This is a genomic window from Streptomyces sp. SM10, assembly GCF_002910915.1.
GTDB lineage: Bacteria > Actinomycetota > Actinomycetes > Streptomycetales > Streptomycetaceae > Streptomyces.
Genome location: NZ_NEUF01000048.1, coordinates 123,319 through 140,305, shown reverse-complemented (window position 1 = coordinate 140,305; position 16,987 = coordinate 123,319). Strand labels below are relative to the sequence as shown.

15 protein-coding genes and 1 pseudogene are annotated in these 16,987 nt (G+C 71.6%); 5 read left to right on the top strand and 11 right to left on the bottom strand.

Annotated features, from left to right (window positions below; all coding sequences use genetic code 11):
- Nucleotides 1-82: 82 nt before the first annotated feature.
- Nucleotides 83-1,366, bottom strand: coding sequence for an aspartate aminotransferase family protein (locus tag B9S57_RS05750; RefSeq protein ID WP_103514427.1), 1,284 nt, complete (start codon nucleotides 1,364-1,366; stop codon nucleotides 83-85).
- On the bottom strand, nucleotides 1,363-2,205 hold the full coding sequence (locus B9S57_RS05745) for a nitrilase-related carbon-nitrogen hydrolase (RefSeq protein ID WP_103514426.1): 843 nt from the start codon (nucleotides 2,203-2,205) through the stop codon (nucleotides 1,363-1,365). The genes B9S57_RS05750 and B9S57_RS05745 overlap by 4 nt, the downstream gene beginning before the upstream one ends.
- Before the next feature lie 271 nt (nucleotides 2,206-2,476).
- Between B9S57_RS05745 and B9S57_RS35200 the strand changes: the two are divergent.
- From B9S57_RS35200 to B9S57_RS05735, 3 genes and pseudogenes are all read left to right on the top strand, one after another.
- Nucleotides 2,477-3,115, top strand: a pseudogene (locus B9S57_RS35200) (aldo/keto reductase); the annotation flags it as partial.
- A 58-nt stretch (nucleotides 3,116-3,173) separates the two neighbouring features.
- Nucleotides 3,174-3,524, top strand: a complete 351-nt coding sequence (locus tag B9S57_RS35195) for an aldo/keto reductase (RefSeq protein ID WP_258036237.1) — start codon at nucleotides 3,174-3,176, stop codon at nucleotides 3,522-3,524.
- Between the two features lie 346 nt (nucleotides 3,525-3,870).
- Nucleotides 3,871-4,719 (top strand): hypothetical protein, encoded by an 849-nt coding sequence (locus tag B9S57_RS05735; RefSeq protein WP_146057716.1) that lies wholly within the window; start codon nucleotides 3,871-3,873, stop codon nucleotides 4,717-4,719.
- Nucleotides 4,720-4,764: 45 nt separating this feature from the next.
- Here the strand turns inward: B9S57_RS05735 and B9S57_RS05730 are convergent, their stop codons facing one another.
- The 4 genes from B9S57_RS05730 to ggt all read right to left on the bottom strand — a co-directional run bounded on the left by B9S57_RS05730 (nucleotide 4,765) and on the right by ggt (nucleotide 9,484).
- On the bottom strand, nucleotides 4,765-6,135 hold the full coding sequence (locus tag B9S57_RS05730) for a hypothetical protein (protein WP_181011242.1): 1,371 nt from the start codon (nucleotides 6,133-6,135) through the stop codon (nucleotides 4,765-4,767).
- A gap of 134 nt (nucleotides 6,136-6,269) precedes the next feature.
- Nucleotides 6,270-6,650: a PPOX class F420-dependent oxidoreductase gene (locus B9S57_RS05725; protein ID WP_103514424.1), complete on the bottom strand. Its 381-nt coding sequence runs from the start codon at nucleotides 6,648-6,650 to the stop codon at nucleotides 6,270-6,272.
- A 179-nt stretch (nucleotides 6,651-6,829) separates the two neighbouring features.
- Nucleotides 6,830-7,519: a glycoside hydrolase family 75 protein gene (locus tag B9S57_RS05720; RefSeq protein WP_374935913.1), complete on the bottom strand. Its 690-nt coding sequence runs from the start codon at nucleotides 7,517-7,519 to the stop codon at nucleotides 6,830-6,832.
- Between the two features lie 156 nt (nucleotides 7,520-7,675).
- A complete protein-coding gene (gene ggt, locus B9S57_RS05715) occupies nucleotides 7,676-9,484 on the bottom strand; it encodes a gamma-glutamyltransferase (protein WP_103514422.1) in 1,809 nt (602 codons plus the stop codon).
- A 105-nt stretch (nucleotides 9,485-9,589) separates the two neighbouring features.
- Here ggt and B9S57_RS05710 point away from each other — a divergent pair, with 105 nt between their 5' ends.
- Entirely contained in the window at nucleotides 9,590-10,336 is a 747-nt protein-coding gene (locus B9S57_RS05710; protein ID WP_103514421.1) for a hypothetical protein, read from the top strand.
- Between the two features lie 1,005 nt (nucleotides 10,337-11,341).
- Nucleotides 11,342-12,577: a PP2C family protein-serine/threonine phosphatase gene (locus B9S57_RS05705; protein ID WP_103514420.1), complete on the top strand. Its 1,236-nt coding sequence runs from the start codon at nucleotides 11,342-11,344 to the stop codon at nucleotides 12,575-12,577.
- Nucleotides 12,578-13,156: 579 nt separating this feature from the next.
- Here the strand turns inward: B9S57_RS05705 and B9S57_RS05695 are convergent.
- The 5 genes from B9S57_RS05695 to B9S57_RS05675 form a co-directional block, all read right to left on the bottom strand.
- Complete coding sequence (locus B9S57_RS05695) at nucleotides 13,157-14,029, bottom strand: amino acid ABC transporter permease (protein WP_103514419.1); 873 nt, start codon at nucleotides 14,027-14,029, stop codon at nucleotides 13,157-13,159.
- A complete protein-coding gene (locus B9S57_RS05690) occupies nucleotides 14,026-14,670 on the bottom strand; it encodes an amino acid ABC transporter permease (protein ID WP_103514418.1) in 645 nt (214 codons plus the stop codon). Before B9S57_RS05690 ends, B9S57_RS05695 begins: the two co-directional genes overlap by 4 nt.
- A gap of 16 nt (nucleotides 14,671-14,686) precedes the next feature.
- Nucleotides 14,687-15,601, bottom strand: a complete 915-nt coding sequence (locus B9S57_RS05685) for a glutamate ABC transporter substrate-binding protein (protein WP_103514417.1) — start codon at nucleotides 15,599-15,601, stop codon at nucleotides 14,687-14,689.
- Nucleotides 15,602-15,612: 11 nt separating this feature from the next.
- Nucleotides 15,613-16,356 (bottom strand): amino acid ABC transporter ATP-binding protein, encoded by a 744-nt coding sequence (locus B9S57_RS05680; protein ID WP_103514416.1) that lies wholly within the window; start codon nucleotides 16,354-16,356, stop codon nucleotides 15,613-15,615.
- A 103-nt stretch (nucleotides 16,357-16,459) separates the two neighbouring features.
- Nucleotides 16,460-16,921 (bottom strand): DUF6278 family protein, encoded by a 462-nt coding sequence (locus B9S57_RS05675; protein WP_103514415.1) that lies wholly within the window; start codon nucleotides 16,919-16,921, stop codon nucleotides 16,460-16,462.
- Nucleotides 16,922-16,987: the final 66 nt, after the last annotated feature.

Below are 16,987 nucleotides of genomic sequence, written 5' to 3'. Positions count from 1 at the left end.
CCGGGGGAACCGCCCGGGCGGGGAGAACGGGAACGTCAGCGCGGGGTGCGACGGCTCGATGTCCGGCCGCCGCGCGGAGATGTCACCCGGCCGCCCGCAGCGCCTCGGCCAGGATCTCCGCGCCTTCCTCGGCCTCGGCGACGGTGAGCGACAGGGGTGGCGCGATCCGCAGGACGCTGGTGTCGTGGCCGCCGCCCTTACCGATGAGCAGCCCGCCCTCACGGGCCGCTTCGAGCACGGCCGCCGCGGCCTCCGGGTCGGCCTCGTCACTGCCGGGCTTGACCAGCTCGATGCCGATCATGAGCCCTCGGCCGCGTACCTCCCGTACGGCCGGGGAGCCCGCACCCACCGCCCGCAGCCGCTCGATGAGCAGACCGCCGACCCGGCGGGCGTTGCCCTGGAGGTCGTGCTCCAGCAGGTACGAGAGGTTGGCGAGCCCGGCGGCCATGGTGACGGGGGATCCGCCGAACGTCGAGATGGAGTTCGCGTCCAGGGAGTTCATGACCTCGGCGCGGGCGACCACCCCGCCGATGGACATGCCGTTGCCGATGCCCTTGGCGAAGGTGAGGATGTCCGGCGGCCCGTTCGACGCGTGTGCCTGCCAGCCCCAGAAGTGGTCGCCCGTACGCCCCCATCCGGTCTGCACCTCGTCGGAGATCCAGAGGATGCCGTGCCGGTCGAGGACCTCGCGGAAGGCCGCGTACAGCCCGTCGGGCGGTGCGGTGAAACCGCCGACGCCCTGAATGGGTTCGGCGATCAGGGCCGCGGCACCCCTGGTGTGCCCGAGCAGGTCCTCGAGGTCGGCGACACAGGCCTTGACGAACTGTTCGTCGCTCAGCTCGGCGTACGGTCCCCGGCCGCGGACACCGCCGTGGACGTACAGCGTCTGCAGCGGCGACAGACTCGTGGTCGACCAGGACCTGTTGCCCGTGATCGAAACCGCCGAGAAGGACCTGCCGTGGTAGCTGTTGCGCATCGCCAGGATCTGGTTCGACCCCCGGTGGGCGGTGGCGAGGAGGAGCGCGGTGTCGTTGGCCTCGGTGCCCGAGGTGGTGAAGAAGACCCGGGCGTCCGGGATGCCGGAGAGCGCCGCCACCCGCTCGGCGAGTTCGACCATCGGGCGGTTGAGGTAGAGGGTCGAGGAGTGGATGATCCGGCCCGCCTGCTCGGAGACCGCCTTGGTCACCTCGGGCAGGGCGTGCGCGGTCATCGTGGTGAGGATGCCGCCGAAGAAGTCGAGGTAGCGGTTGCCGTCCGCGTCCCAGACGTGGCGGCCCTCGCCGTGGGTGAGTTCCAGGGGCTGCCGGTAGTAGAGCGCCAGCCATGTGGGGCTGACCGCCAGGTGCCGTTCGTGCAGTCCGGTCACGGCTCCACCAGCCCGTCGTACGCGTCCGGCCGACGGTCCCGGTAGAAGGCCCACTGCTGCCGGACCTCCTCGATCAGGCCGAAATCGAGGTCACGGACCAGGAGTTCCTCCTCCTTGTCGCTCGCGACCTCCCCCACGAACTGCCCGCGCGGGTCGACGAAGTAGCTCGTCCCGTAGAAGTCGTTGTCGCCGTACTCCTCCTGGCCGACGCGGTTGATCGCGGCGATGAAGTACTCGTTGGCGACCGCCGACGCGGGCTGTTCCAGCTGCCACAGATAGCTGGAGAGGCCCCGCGAGGTGGCGGACGGGTTGTAGACCAACTGTGCACCGTTGAGTCCGAGTTGACGCCAGCCCTCGGGGAAGTGCCGGTCATAGCAGATGTAGACGCCGACCTTGCCGACGGCGGTGTCGAAGACCGGCCAGCCGGCGTTGCCGGGCTTGAAGTAGTACTTCTCCCAGAAGCCCTTGACCTGCGGGATGTGGTGCTTGCGGTACTTCCCGAGGTACGAACCGTCGGAGTCGATCACCGCTGCGGTGTTGTAGTAGAAGCCGGACTGCTCCAGCTCGAAGACCGGCACGACGATCACCATGCCCGTCTCCCGGGCCAGATCCTGCATGCGCCGGACGGTCGGCCCGTCGGGGACGGGTTCGGCCCAGCGGTAGTGCTCGGGTTCTTGGACCTGACAGAAGTAGGGGGCGTTGAACACCTCCTGGAACCCGATGATCTTCGCGCCCAGGCGGGCTGCCTCGCGCGCGTGCTCCTCGTGCTTGGCGATCATGGATTCGGTGTCGCCGGTCCAGGTCGCCTGGACGAGTGCGGCACGTACGACGTGGGACATGAGCTGCTCCTTCGACGCGGCGTCAGAGAGCCTCTACGTTCTCTACGCCCGTAGACACGGTGCATAGGAGGAGAACGTAAGCCCCGTCACACACCGGGGCAAGACCATCGCCGTGAACCGGCGGAGTCGATCATGTTTCGTACCCGAGCGGTCCACACCCACCAGGAAGGCCGGCACGCCCACCGGGCTGCGCGCACGGCCGTGACGCTCTTGTCCTGGAGTCCGCTCCAGCCCCCGGCCTCCGGGTAACACCGACCCGAGGGGGACACCCATGCGTTTCACACTGTTCGGCCGGACCGGTCTGCGGGTCAGCGAGCCGGCCCTGGGAGCCATGACCCTGGGTGGCCACGAGAAGGATCCGGAGGCCGTGAGGAGGGTCAGCGGGCACATCGTCGACAGCTACCTGGAGGCGGGCGGCAACTTCATCGACACGGCCGACGTCCGCGGCGCCGGCTCCTCGGAAACGGTCCTCGGCGAGCTGCTCGGACGCCGCAGGGAAGGGCTCGTGCTGGCCAGCAAGTACACCTGCGCGACTGCCGACGGGGATGTCAACTCGGCCGGAAACCACCGCAAGAACCTCGTGCGGTCGGTGGAGGAGAGCCTGGGCCGGCTGCGCACCGACCGGCTGGACGTGCTGCGGGTCCACGCGCGGGACAACTTCACGCCGGTCGAAGAGGTGATGCGCGCACTCGACGATCTCGTACGCGCGGGAAAGATCCTCTACGTCGGCGTCTCCGACTGGCCCGCCTGGGAGATCGCCCGGGCCAACACCCGTGCGGAGCTGCGCGGCTGGACGGCCTTCGCGGGCTCGCAACTCCGCTACAGCCTGCTCGAACGGACGCCCGAGCGTGAACTCCGCCCGCAGGCCAACGCCTTCGGACAGGCCGTCTTCGCCTGGAGCCCGCTCGCCCGTGGCCGGCTCACGGGCAGGGGCCTCACGGACAGGCCCCCGGCGGACAGGACGAGACGTGGGCCGCGAGCAGGAGACCGTCCGGGCCGTCGTGGAGATCGCCGGACAGGGCGGCTGGACGCCGGCCCCGGTGGCACTGGCGTGGCTGCGCGGGCGGCCCGGCACCATCGTCCCGATCATCGGCGCCTCCACGGAGAGCCGGCTCTCGGACAATCTCGCATGCCTGGGCACCCGGCTGGACGCCGGGGCGGTCGAGCGGGTGGACGCGGTGAGCGCCGTCCCGCTCGGGTTCCCGCACGACTTCCTGCGCGAGCGGGAGATCACCCGGAACGCGTACGGGGACCGCTGGCAGGACATCGAGGGCGGCCGCTCCGCGGCCGGGCGCACGGTGGACGGCTCGCCGTACTGAGGCCACCCCCGCGACTGCGCCAAGTCACCTCCCCTCAACTGCGGTTCATGTGACGGACACCCTCGCCACCCGGGCGTCCGCAAGAGTGACCGACGTGAACCGCAGCCGCTCGGGGGAGGCACAGGGTTCCGCGATGCCCGTTACCCGCGGTCACGGTTGGCAGTTGTTCGGTTCACCAGCCGATCGGACCAATCCTCGAGGCCTTCGGTTCCGAACCGGTTGTAGGGGTGGGGGGATCGGTCCGGCACGGTTGCCGGACCTCTTCGGCACAGGAGTGGCGTGGCCCCGGCAGCGGATGGGCCCTGCGGGCATACGGTCCGACAGGCCGACACAGGTGGAGATACACGTGGGCATAGCCAGTGCACCAGCGAACGACGTACGGGACCGCCAGGAGGTGCGGGGCGGAGGAAGGGCCGACGAGGACGGGCCTGCCGGACGCCCGGGGGCGAAGCGGCCAGCGGGCACGGAGCCGGGGAACACGGCCGACGCGCCACCGCCCGGCAAGGCACCGGCCACGTTCGCCGGCCGGCCGGCGCCCCGTGGACCGGCCCCGTCCACGGGGCCCGTCTTCGTCGACATGACCGGACGACGCAGCCGTACCTGGCGCCGGGCCGGCACCATCGCGGCGCTCTGCTGCGCCTGCTACGCCACGACCCTGGTCGCCACCCTGATCGGGAGCGACTCCAGTGCCCCCTTCCTCCAACTGCCCAGGGCGATGGGCCTGGAACGCGAGGGGGCAGCCAGTCCGGCACCGGACGGAGGCCAGAAACCGGCCGGCGAAGCGGCCGACGGAACGGCGGTGCCCGCAACCTCCGGGGCGGCCGTGCCGTCCCGGAGCGCCGAGGCCGTCACCCCCCAGTCCCTCCGGGCGTCCTCCGGCCCCTCGGACATCCCCGTCGTGGAGACGGGACACACCGCGGCTCCCCCCAAGGCCGCGGAGCCCGTCGCACCCGGTCCGGCCGTGCAGGACGCCGGGGACGACGCGGCGTCAGCCACAAAGCCCTCGACCGCGCCGGACACCGGGGCGGAGAGCGGCGCCGGGACAGGAGACGGATCCGGGAACGGGGCCGGGAACGAGACTCCGGCGGACAGCGACGACGACGCACCGGCCACCGAGCCCGAGGACACCGCCGCGAGCGGCCATCCCCTCGGGGACCTGGTCGGAGGACTGCTCGGGGGGCTCCTGGGCATCTGACCGGCGCCGCGCGCCCCGGCCGGGCCGGCGCCGTACGCCCCGCCTCTACGGGGCTGCGATGCCGGCCACCCGGAGCGCGTGGACCAGATCCCACTCCCGCGCCGCGGACACCTCCCGCGCCGCAGCCAGCAGTTGGGGCACGAGGTGACGCGGCCCGCCCTCGGCGATGCGCGCCGCGTCCTGGGGGGTCCGTACGCGGACGAACGCGCCCAGCAGCGCCCGGGCCTCCGGCTCGAGTCCGGCCCGGTCGAGGGCGACGACGGCGTCGGCGATCTCGCCGGCGGGCCGGGCCACCCCCTGTCGGAGCAGTTGCCCGCAGTCCTCGGCGCGGCCCGCGGCCGCCAGGGCCCCTGCGGCGGCGGCGAGTTCGGCCGGAGGCAGGGAGGACACCTCCCACAGCAGTGTCGCCCAGTCGGCGGCCAGCCCCGCCTGGTGAAGAGCCACGGCGAGTACGGGCAGATGCCCCGCGGGCCGGCCGGCCGCTTCGCAGAGCACCACGTGTGCCTCACCGGTGCGGCTCTCCGCGCGGAGCCGTACGAGCAGCGCGACGGTGTCCTCGGCCGCCCGGCGTGCGGCGGGGTCGGCCTCGGCGGCCTGCGGGAACCGCGGGGCCCCCTCGTCGACGCGGGACCCGCCGAAGCGTGCGCCGCGCGGTAAGGCGGCGGGCGCGGGAGCCGGGAGCACGGGCCCCTCCGAGGGCACGGGTTCGGCCTGTGCGTCGTCCTCGATCTCCAGGCCGGCGAAGCGCGCCCCGCCCGACTTCCTGCGCTTCTTGACCGTGACCGGCTCCGCCTCCGCCCGTGGACCGGGGCGCGCCCACGGGGCCGTGGGCTCCTCGGCGCGGCGGGGGCCGGGGACGGACGGACGGCCACCTGGGTCCGGCTCGTCCTCGTGGCCCTGCTCCCGGAACCAGCTGTCCGGCACCGTCCGTTCGACGGCCGCCAAGCGGTGGCGGAGCTCCACGCAGCGTGCCGTGGCGCGGACGTGGTCGTCCCGCGCCCAGGCCATCGCCTCCGTCTCCCCGTCCGCCGCACCCGTCCCGTCCGCGCCGGCGGCCCGCATCCGCCGGGCCGCGTACGACTGCTCCTGAAGCATCACGCCCAGCCGGTCGACGAGTGCCTGCCGCCCGCCCGGGCGCCTGTCGTGCGCGGCCGCAGAGGCGGCGCACAGCGCGGCGGCCTGGACGGACTCCTGTGCGGCGAACGCGGTGCCACGCAACGCGGCGAGGTCCTGGAGCAGCGACTCGACGACGTCCCAGGGAGGTACCTCGGCGCCGTCGAAACAGGCGCGCATGCCTTCGGGGTCGCGGACCCGGAACACCCCGTACCAGCCCTGCCCGGGATCGAGCAGGGCAGCCAGAGCTCGCAGGTACTGTGCGAACGCCCGTACTTCCGCCGCATGCTGATGCACTGTCACTGTCGCCCTCACCGGTCGCCCGGGACTGGACCATTCCAGTCCGCGGGCATTCGACCGCAGGCGTGTTACAGAAGCGCTACGCACGCTTTTCCGGAAGGGTGCGGCCGGAGCGCGGGCGCGGCGGGCGCGCCCCGTCAGAGGGTGACGGCGATTCCCGTGTGGGGCCGCTTGCCGAGCCGCGCAACCATGGCGGGCCAGTCCACGAGCCAGAACTTCCAGGTGTACTTGCGGGCGAGTACCTTGCGCACCGCGGCGGTTCCGTCACGGTCGAGGATGCGGGCCGTTCCCTCGGCGCTCGGCGCGCCGTCGGCGATCCGGCCACGGACGTCGCAGACCGTGACCCGCACCCGGCTGTCGTTGCGCAGCCGCTTCACCTTCCACGAGTCCGACCGGGTCCAGACGTACAGCACGCCGCCGTCCTCCGCGGCCCAGACGGGGGTGGCGACTGGAGTGCCGTCCTTCCGGTACGTGGTCAGGCTGACGTACTCACTGCGGGCGAAATCCTGGAGAGTCACGGGCGTGACCCTACTCGGCCCACGCCCCGAGCGGCAGGTCCCCCGTTCCTGTCCCGGGCCCCCGGGGCCCGCACGAGGGGATCCTCCGAACGGGTGACGGCGGCCGGGCGGCCGGCATCCGTGCCCGTCATCGACGACGGGCACGGATGCCGGCCGCGCTCCGGCGGGAGCCCTCGCCGTCAGCTCCCCCCGACGAACTCCCGGGCGAGCGACTCACCCTCAGCGACGGCGGCCGCGTGGTCCTCGATGGGCGACACCCTGGAATTCCGGAACAGGATGTACGTGACACCGGACGCCGTGCCCCCGGTCTTCGGGTCGGGGTCGATGCCGAGCGCCCGCGCCGTCGCGTAGGACGCCTCTCCGATGATCCCGGTGGGGCCGGTGTCCCCGACCACCGCGTAGACGACCTTGCCGTCGTGGACCACCGCGGCAACTCCGCCCGGCTTGATGCCGGACTCGGAGTACTTCCACAGGGGCCCGGGGCCGGGCACGACGATGTACGGCAGCCTGCTGGAGTCCAGGGGTCTGCCGCCCGACGTCTGGAAGGCGGTCTGGGACTGGAAGGACGGGTCCGTCTTCCTGTTGCAGACGGTGGTACTCCTCCCGTCGCAGTCGATGTCCATGTCCGCCTTCCAGAACACGGCTTCCTTCGTCCCGCACACGGGGATGTTCGCCGGTGTGCCCTGGTCCGTCCGGTACATCCCGTGGGAGATCCGGTCGCAGATCTTCACCTGCGCCAGGAGTTCGGCGGCACCGACCGTGCCTTCGCCGGCACTCCCGGCGGAGGATTCGGCCGACGCGGGGAGGGCCGGGGCGGCGAGGACGACCGCGGACGAGACCGCGGCGAGGGCCGGCATGCGCTTACGCACCGTGGGAGATGCCTTTCACTGGACACGGAGGGCCCTGGCGGGCCCTCCCTTGCCGATGCGGCCCGGACCGCGGGCCCGGCCGCTTCACGGCCTCGGGGCCGGTACGACGCGCGGAAGCGTCGTACCGGCCCCGAGGCCCTGGCATGCGGCGAACCGTCACGAACGGCCGCTCGGATGCACCACCATGGCCGAGCCCCCACCGCGCCGCACCTTTTCCGCGGCCGCGAGCCAGCGCCCGTCGGGCAGCCGCTGGATGCCCGTGGCGGCCCCGATCTCCGGGTTCAGCTTGAACACGTGTCCGAGCGACTCCAGCTCCCCGCGCACCGGGCTGTCCCACAGCCCCGGCTCGATCTCGGTCGTGGCCGAGTTGCGCTGGCTGGCACGCGGCGCGGCGATCGCCTCGACGAGGGGCAGCCCCCGGTCCAGATGCCCGGTCAGCGACTGCAGGACGGTGGTGATGATGGTGGCGCCGCCCGGCGACCCGAGTGCCAGGAGGGGCCTCCCGTGCTCCAGCACGACGGTCGGCGAGATGGACGACCGAGGCCTCTTGGCCGGGCCGGGCAGATTCGGGTCGTGGACCGCCGGGTTCGCCGGCGCGAAGGAGAAGTCGGTCAGCTCGTTGTTGAGCAGGAATCCGCGCCCCGGCACGGTGATGCCACTGCCACCCGTCGACTCGATCGTCAGGGTGTAGGCGACGACGTTGCCCCACTTGTCGGCCGTGGTCAGGTGCGTCGTGTTCTCCCCCTCGTACGTGGTCGGGGCGGCCGTGCCCCCGGCGGCGCAGCGGGCGGGATGCCGCGGATCGCCGGGCGCGAGCGGGCTGGTGAGGACCGCGTCGTCCTTGATGAGGCACTCGCGGGAGTCGGCGAAGCGCTGGCTGAGCAGCTCCCGCGTCGGGACGTCCTCCGCCGCTGGGTCGCCGACCCAGCGACCCCGGTCCGCGAACGCGATCCTGCTCGCCTCGATGAGGCGGTGCAGGTACCGCGTCCCACTCGCCTTCGAAAGGTCGGTCGACTCCAGGATGTTGAGGGCCTCCCCCACGCTCGTGCCCCCGGACGAGGAAGGAGCGATGCCGTACACGTCGAGGCCCCGGTAGCCGATTCTCGTCGGGTCCTGGCGGAGTGCGCGGTAGGCCTTGAGGTCCGCGGCCGTCAGGTCCCCCGGGCGCACCGCACGGTTCGCCGCCGGGTCCACGGGCGGCTTCCGGACCGTCGACACGATGTCCCGGGCCAGGTCGCCCCGGTACAGCTCGTCGACGCCCTTCCGGCCGAGCGCCTTGTACGTACGGGCGAGGTCGGGGTTCTTGAACACCGACCCGGTCACCGGCAACTGCCCGCCGGGCAGGAAGAGTTCGGCGGTCGCCGGGAAGTCGGCGAACCGGGCCTGGTTCGCCGCGGTCTGGGAGCGGAAGGTCTCGTCCACGACGAACCCGTCGCGGGCCAGCCGTTCGGCCGGTTCGAGCAGCCGCCCGAGCGGCTTACTGCCCCACGCGTCGAGCGCCTTCTCCCAGGTGGCGGGCGTGCCGGGGGTTCCGACCCCCAGCCCGCTGGTGACGGCGTCGGCGAAGGGGATCGGCTGCCCGTTCTCCAGGAAGAGCGAGGAGTCCGCGCTGCGCGGGGCGGTCTCGCGGCCGTCGACGGTCTCGACGCGCCCTGTCCGGGCGTCGTAGTGGACGAAGTAACCGCCGCCTCCGATGCCCGCCGAGTAGGGCTCGGTGACTCCCAGCGCGGCGGCGGTGGCGACGGCGGCGTCGACGGCGTTGCCCCCCTTGCGGAGCACCTCGATCCCGGCGGCCGAGGCGTCCGCGTCCACGCTCGACACGGCTCCGCCGTATCCCACCGCCACCGGTGACTTGGGCGGTGGCGCGGCCGGCGGCGCCGAGGCCGCGGGGGCCGCGGCACCGAGCGAGCCGATGACGGCGATCACGCTTAGGAACGACACATTCCGGCCGACGGAACGACGCATCCGTACCTCCTGTGAGGGATCGTCCGCGCAGGGTAGCCCCGCGCCGGCCGTATCGTCAGGACCGCCTCGGCCAGGTGTCCGAACGGACCGCTACTATCCCCGCTCATGAATGACGACGTACGCAACATCGCGCTCGGTCTCATAGCCGCCGGAATCAGCGCCGCCCTCGGCTGGATCGCCCGTACGTACCTCTGGCGGCGCAAGCTCCACCGCAAGCAGGCCTTCTTCGGGCTGCCCGGGAACTCCGAGTGCCTGCTCGTCGTCAACCGCGACGCCGGCGGCGACGGTGCGGTCCACCGCAACGACGTCTTCGCCCTGCTCGAACTCTCGGCACTCATCAAGGACTGCGCGGCACATGCGCAGATCGTGTCCCACGACACCACCCAACAGGGGTTCGGCGAACGTACGGAGTTCTGTGTCGGCGGCCCGGGGTCCAACCGGCGCATGGCCGCGCACCTGCAGCAGCTGCTGCCGGGTGTGAAGATCAACACCGGGTCCGAACCGGGCCCCGACCGCGCCGCCTTCCAGGTGGGCTCGGAGCGCTACCGCCTGGAGCCGGGCGCGGCCGAGCACGTCCTGCTCGCCAGGCTGACGGGCGGCCAGGACGCGCGCCCGGTCTTCCTGCTCTGCGGCCAGCGCGCCATCACCAACCAGGCGGCCTCGCGCTACCTCATGCGCAACTACGAGAAGCTGCAGCGCAAGCACCGCGGCGGATCCTTCGTCCTGCTCCTGAAGGTGGTCAACTCCCAGGCCTACGGGCCCGATGTGGTCGAGCTGGTCGGCGACGTCACGCGCGCCGCCCAGGCCCCGCTGCCCACCCCTTCCCCCGCCACCCATCGGGCCACCGACTGAGACCCGACCCGGTCGGCAGCGCTCCGTGCCGGGCCGCGCCCCCCGGTCCGTCGAGCGTCACCGCCAGCACCGGGAGGAATGCCTTGTTCTCAGGCGAGTTGAGGACGACGGCCAGTCCCGGCGCGCTCTGGCCCAGCCCGATCGTGAACCTGGGGCGCATCCGTGACCTGGGCGGTGACGTCGAAGGTCAGCCACGACGGCACGGCGGTGGCGGTGGCGTCCGCGCCTGACGGACCGAGAGCGGGCCGGGTGTTCCAGGTGAGGCCGGCTTCGGTCCAGGAGGCGTCGGCCACCCCGTGGTGGTGACGACCGCCCCGGTGCCACCGGAGTCCGACACGAGGCCGTGGACGGAGAGCGGCTCCGGCGTGGTGGTCGACGGCCGCCGTCCAGTCCGGCGGAGCCGTGCAGGACGCGCCCGCTGCCGTCGGTGGACGAGGTGCCCTCGCGTACAGACCGGTCGCGGTGGTCGACAGGACGGCGAGCGCGGGGGCGTAGTTCGCCCGGCGCCGGTCCGAAGGCGGTCGGCAGGGAGCCCGGGGTGACCGGGGTCCGCCGACCCGAGCCGCGCCTCCTGAGGCAGGGGCGGGGCGGCGGGCCTTGGTGAGGGCCCTTCCTCGACCGCCGGTCCTCGGCGACCGCACGTGGCCGACCGGCCGGCCGCGGACATTCCGGCCATGAGCCCCGTGGGCATCACGCCGAGGAGCGAGGTCGCCGCAGGCAGGCAGACAGACATCCCCCGGAAGTGCGCTGCGGCGGAGGCGACTGCCCCGGACGGCGGCACGCTCCGCCGGAAACGCCGCGCCGCGGGGCCGGCCCCGCGCCCGGAGCGGGAGAGAGCGGTCCTGCCGGGCTGTCCTCGGCTCCTCGCCCCCGTGGTCCCGCTCCCCGCCGCGAGGTGGGCCAGGCGATTCCCCGAGGCCGCGGCAGTTCGTTCCCGCGCCCGGCGGCCCGGCTCCTCCTAGAGTGGAACCTCACAGTACGGGTCGGCACCGAGGCGGACAGCAGATGAGGGAACCGCAGATCGACTACGCGGCGGTCTTCCGCGCCCTCCCCGGCATGGTGGCCCTCCTCACCCCCGACCTGGTGTACGCCGACGCGAACGAGGACTTCCTCCGTCTGGCCGGCCGGAGCCGTGAGCAGTTGCTGGGGCAGTACATCTTCGACGTGTTCCCCGAGAACCCGAACGATCCGGCCGCGGCCGGAATGCGGGAGACCCGGGAGTCGATGCTGCGGGTGGTGGCCGAAGGGGAGCGCGACACCATGGCGCTGGTGCGCTACGACATCGAGGACCGGGACCGGCCCGGCCACTGGGTGGAGCACTACTGGAGCCCCGTCAACGCACCTGTGGTCGGCCCGGACGGAAACGTGCTGCTGGTCGTGCACCGGGTCGAGGAGGTCACCGAGCTCATCCAGGCCCGCGCCCGCGGCGGTCCGGACAACGACGACCGGGCCCGCGTGCTGGAAGCCGAGCTCTACACCCGCGCCCGGGAGCTTCAGCAGATCAACGAACGTCTGCGCCGGGCCCACGCGCGCGACCGCGAGGTCGCCCTGGCCCTGCAGGCGGCGATGCTTCCCGCTCCCACGCCGGTCGGACACCACCGGGCAGCGGTCCGCTACCAGCCCGCCGTGGGCACGCTGAACGTGTGCGGTGACTGGTACGACCTGGTCGACCTGCCCGGTGACCGCATCGCGGTCGCCGTCGGCGACGTCGTCGGTCACGGCCTGAAGGCGGCGTGCGTCATGGGACAGCTGCGCAGTGCCTTGAGCGCGGCCGCCCGTGTCGCCGAAGGCCCGGCCCGTGCGCTGGAGGCCCTCGGTCTCTACGCCCGCCACGTGGACGGTGCCGAGTCGACCACCGCGGTGAAGACCTACATCGACTGGGCCGCCCACACCGTCGTGTACAGCAGCGCGGGCCACCCGCCCCCCGCGCTGCTCGCCCCCGACGGCACCGTGACCTTCCTCGACCAGGCGACCGACCCGCCGCTGGGCGCCCGCCCCGAGCACGTCCGCCGCCCTGAGGCAACGGTGTCCTTCGTCGAGGGCGCCACCCTGGTGCTGTACACCGACGGTCTGATCGAGCGCCGTCGCGAGGACATCGACGTCGGTCTGGCCCGCCTCTCCACGGCCCTCGTCCGCCACGGGCGCTCGGGCCCCGAGGCGCTGGCCGACGCACTCCTGTCGGACCTCCTCCCTCCCGCGGGCAGCACCGACGACACGGCGCTGGTCATCATTCGTCTGTGACTCCCCGACGGGGGCCGGCGGCGGACCGCCCGTCGAGAGGCCGCGGGCCGGCGGGGGTGCGAGCGCGACGGCCGGTGCCCGCACGCCCGTCCTTGACCATGCTGCGGACAGGGCGAGTGCTGGGCGTGCAGCTCGTCCATGGCCGCACCGGCGTCTCCCACAGATCCTCGGCCTCGTGGAACGAACCCAGCATCCGGTAGCAGAGCGCCACCGACCCACCTCGGTACGGCTCGAAGTCCACGGGCTCATCATGCCGCACACCCGTCCTGCGCCCACGAAGCCGGGCAGGCCGAGCGCCCTACCGCTGTCGGCCAGGCACATCCCGAGGACCGTCCGCCGACGGCGGAAGGACGGTCCGCGACGTGCGGAACGCGAACATGGCGGCCCCTCGTCGTCTGCCGGGACGACGTGGAACCGCCATGTTCCGGCGGACTGTTCGGTAACGCCCCCTCACTCTCCAGGGCCACGATCCGGCCGGCACACAGCTGACCTTCTCCCCCGCCGGGCGCGGCTCGGCCGCGCTCCGCTTGTGCGGTACGGGAGTGATCACCGGCTGCTGCCGGGCGGACGCGACGGCGGCTACCGCAGGCGGCCCGGCAGTACGGACCCCGGCTCGGCCGCGCCGACTCCCGTACCCTCCGTCTTCGGATTGCGCCGCTGCCGTCTGGCCACCCAGGTGGCGCACCAGGAGAGCAACATGCACATCCCGATGTAGATGGGTGAGATCACCATGACCACGGGGATGAACGGCAGACCGTAGTCGAGATTCGACGCGATCAGCTTCCCCGCGTGGAGGAACTCCTCGTAGGTGATCAGATAGCCCAGGGACGTGTCCTTGAGGGCCACCACCAGCTGGCTGATGATGGTGGGCAACATCGCCCGGACGGCCTGCGGGGCCAGGACATGGGTGGTGACCTGCGTCTTGCGCAGACCGAGGGCGTAGGCCGCCTCGCGCTGCCCCCGCTCCACGGAGTTGATGCCGGTACGGAAGACCTCAGCGAGCACGGACCCGTTGTAGAGGGTCAGTCCGGCCACCAGCGCAGGCAGCGGCTGGACCTTGAGCGCGACGAAGATGAAGAAGATCATCACCAGCACGGGCATCGCCCGGAAGAACTCGACCAGCAGCGTCGCGATCCAGCGCACCGGCCTGTGGTCGGACAGCCGGCCGACGGCGAGCACCGCCCCGAGGGCGAGGGAGAGAACAGCGGCGTAGGCGAAGGCCTTGAGCGTGTTGCCGAGCCCGCGCAGCAGCAGTTCCTGGATGCCCTTGTACGTGAAGGGGGCCCACTTCTCGCTGGTGAACTGATCGGTGTCGAAGAGCAGATAGAGGATCCAGCCGAACAGCGCGAGGATCACGACGGTCGAGATGATCCCGTAGAGGAAGTGCCGCTTACGGGTCGCGGGCCCCGGGATGTCGTAGAGCGCGGTGGCGGAGGCGGTGGTGCGGTTCATCGGGCGACTCCCCAGCGCTTCTCCAGGATGTTGAAGAGCGCGCTGATGGCGAGGGTGATGATCAGATATCCGACGGCGATCCAGACGAAGGACCAGATGATGCTGTAGCCGAGTTCGTTGAGCGGCTTGTACGTCCCGAGGAGCTCGGTGACGCTGAAGGCCCCCGCGATCGCGGAGTTCTTGGCGAGGGCGATGAGCGTCGACCCGACCGGCGGGATCACGGACCGGAAGGCCTGGGGCAGGACCACGTTGCCCAGGGTCTGGCTGAACGACATCCCGAGGCTTCGGGCGGCTTCGCCCTGCCCCGTGGGCACGGTGTTGATGCCCGAGCGCAGGGCCTCGCAGATGAAGGCCGAGGTGTAGCAGCCGAGCGCGAGGACAGCGAAGACCTGGAAGGGCAGGACCAGGCCGAAGCGCGGCAGGCCGAGGAGCACGGCGAAGAACAGCAGCGTCAGCGGGGTGTTGCGGAGGACCGCGACCCAGACCGTGCCGATCACCCGGAGGGAGCCGACGGGCGCGACGCGGAAGGACGCCATGACGAAGCCGAGCACCAGCGCCAGGATCGAGGCGTAGACGGTGAGTTCCAGGGTGCCGAGGAAGCCCTTGCCGTAGAGCGAGAAGTTGTCTGTCAGTACGTCCATGGTGGTGGCCGGCCCCTCAGTTCGCCGGGTAGCGGTCGATGGGCGGCGGTGTCGGCGCAGGCACTCCGGAGAGGCCGAGGGTCGCTTCGAACGCCTTCTTCCAGTTGCCGTTCTTCTCGTTGGCCTCCAGCGCGTCGTCGAGCGCGAGGCGCAGGGCGTTGTCGCTCCGCGGGACACCGATTCCGTACGGCTCCTCGGAGAAGGGCTTGCCGACGACCTTCATCTCGTCCGGCGCCTTGGCCGCGAAGCCCAGCAGGATGGCGTCGTCCGTGGTGACGGCGTCGACCTGGAAGGTCAGCAGGTTGTCGACACAGATCGAGTACGTGTCATAGGCGACGAGCTCCGCCTCGGGGTAGTCGGCGGCGATGCGCTGGTACGGCGTCGAGCCGGCGGCCGAGCAGACGGTCTTGCCCGCCAGGTCCTGCGGGCCGTTGATGTCCTTCTCGTCCGTGCGCACCAGCAGTCCCTGCCCGGCCATGTAGTAGGGCCCGGCGAAGCCGACGAGCTTCTTGCGCATGTCGTTGATCGTGTAGGTGCCGACGTAGTAGTCGATCTGCCCGTTCTGGAGCGCCGTCTCCCGGTTGGCGGAGGCGATGGTCCGGAAGCGGATCGTGTCCGGCTCGAAGCCGAGGGAAGCCGCCGTCATGCGGGCGATCTCGATGTCGAAGCCGGAGTAGACGCCCGTCGCGGGGTCCTTCTCCCCGAGGTAGGGCTGGTCCTCCTTGGCGCCGACGATGAGGTAGCCGCGCTTCTTCGCCTTCTTCCAGGTCTTCGACCCGGGCAGCCGGAAGGCGGTGTCGACCGTGTACCGGGGCAGCTCTCCGGCCTTCGGCCCCTTGACCGGCGGGCTGCCCTCCCTGCCGCAGCCGGTGGCCAGCGCGGCGATCAGGAGACAGGCCAGCAGGGCCGCGATGTTCTTCGTACGCAACACGGTGCCCCCTGTCAGTGCTTGAGGATCTTGGACAGGAAGTCCTTGGCGCGATCGCTCTCCGGGGCGGTGAAGAAGTCCTCCGGGGTGCGGTCCTCCACGATGCGTCCGTCGGACATGAAGACCACGCGGTTCGCGGCGGACCGGGCGAAGCCCATCTCGTGCGTGACGACCACCATGGTCATGCCCTCGCGGGCGAGTTGCTGCATGACCTCGAGGACCTCGTTGATCATCTCCGGGTCGAGCGCGGAGGTGGGCTCGTCGAAGAGGAGTGCTTTGGGGTCCATGGCGAGGGCGCGGGCGATGGCGACGCGCTGCTGCTGGCCGCCGGAGAGCTGGGCGGGGAGCTTGTCCGCCTGCGAGGCGAGCCCGACCCGCTCCAGCAGTTCCCGGGAACGCTGGTCGGCCTCGTCCTTCTTGCGCCCCCGGACCTTGAGCTGGGCGAGCGAGACGTTCGCCAGGACGGTCTTGTGGGCGAAGAGGTTGAACGACTGGAAGACCATGCCCACTTCGGCCCGGAGCTCCGCGAGCCCCTTCCCTTCCTCGGGGAGCGGCTTCCCGTCGATGGCGATGTGGCCGGACTCGATCGTCTCGAGTCGGTTGATGGTCCGGCAGAGCGTTGATTTACCCGATCCGGAGGGGCCGATGACCACCACCACCTCCCCGCGGCCGACGGTGAGATTGATGTCCTGCAGTACGTGCAAGGTCCCGAAGTACTTGTTGACGTCCCGCAGCTCGATCAACGGATCGACGGCCATACGCTGCCCTACCCACTTATCGCTTTGTGTCGAGGTCAGCGCAAACTATCCGGGGTGGGCACACTCGCCGGGGGCGACACGCACCGGCGGGACATAAGGCTGTTTATCGCGTTTTGGCCTCGGGGCCGCTCTCCGCCGACTCCGCGTACATCTCGGAGAGCTCGGGGCTGCCCGACATCGCCCAGTCCAGACCGGCGGCGACCACGTCGATCTCGCGCCCGGAGGCCAGGCGCACCACCGGCCTCCCGCCCGCGAGGATGTCCCAGACAGCCCCGCCGACGGTGCGCACCAGAACGGTGCCGAGGTAGAGCCCGGCGTCGTTGCCCACCCAGGGCAGCTCCTCCGGGTCGTCCCGCCAGATCGGCGGCAGCTGGTCGAGCGCGGACAACGAGGCGGGAGTGTCGTCGAGTTCGAGGCCGCACTGGCCTGCGCGGGCGCGCAGCAACTCACATTCCGCGAACAACTCGGCCACGCCGTCCGGATCGGTCTCGACAGCGGCCGCGAGTGCCGTCTCCCGTGTACCGCCCATGCGCTTGCGCCAGTTGTCCAGGAAGGAGATGTTCATACCACCAGGATCCCACCCCGGGAGCGTTCCGTATCGCAGGGCGCGCGACCGTACCGATTCCGGGAC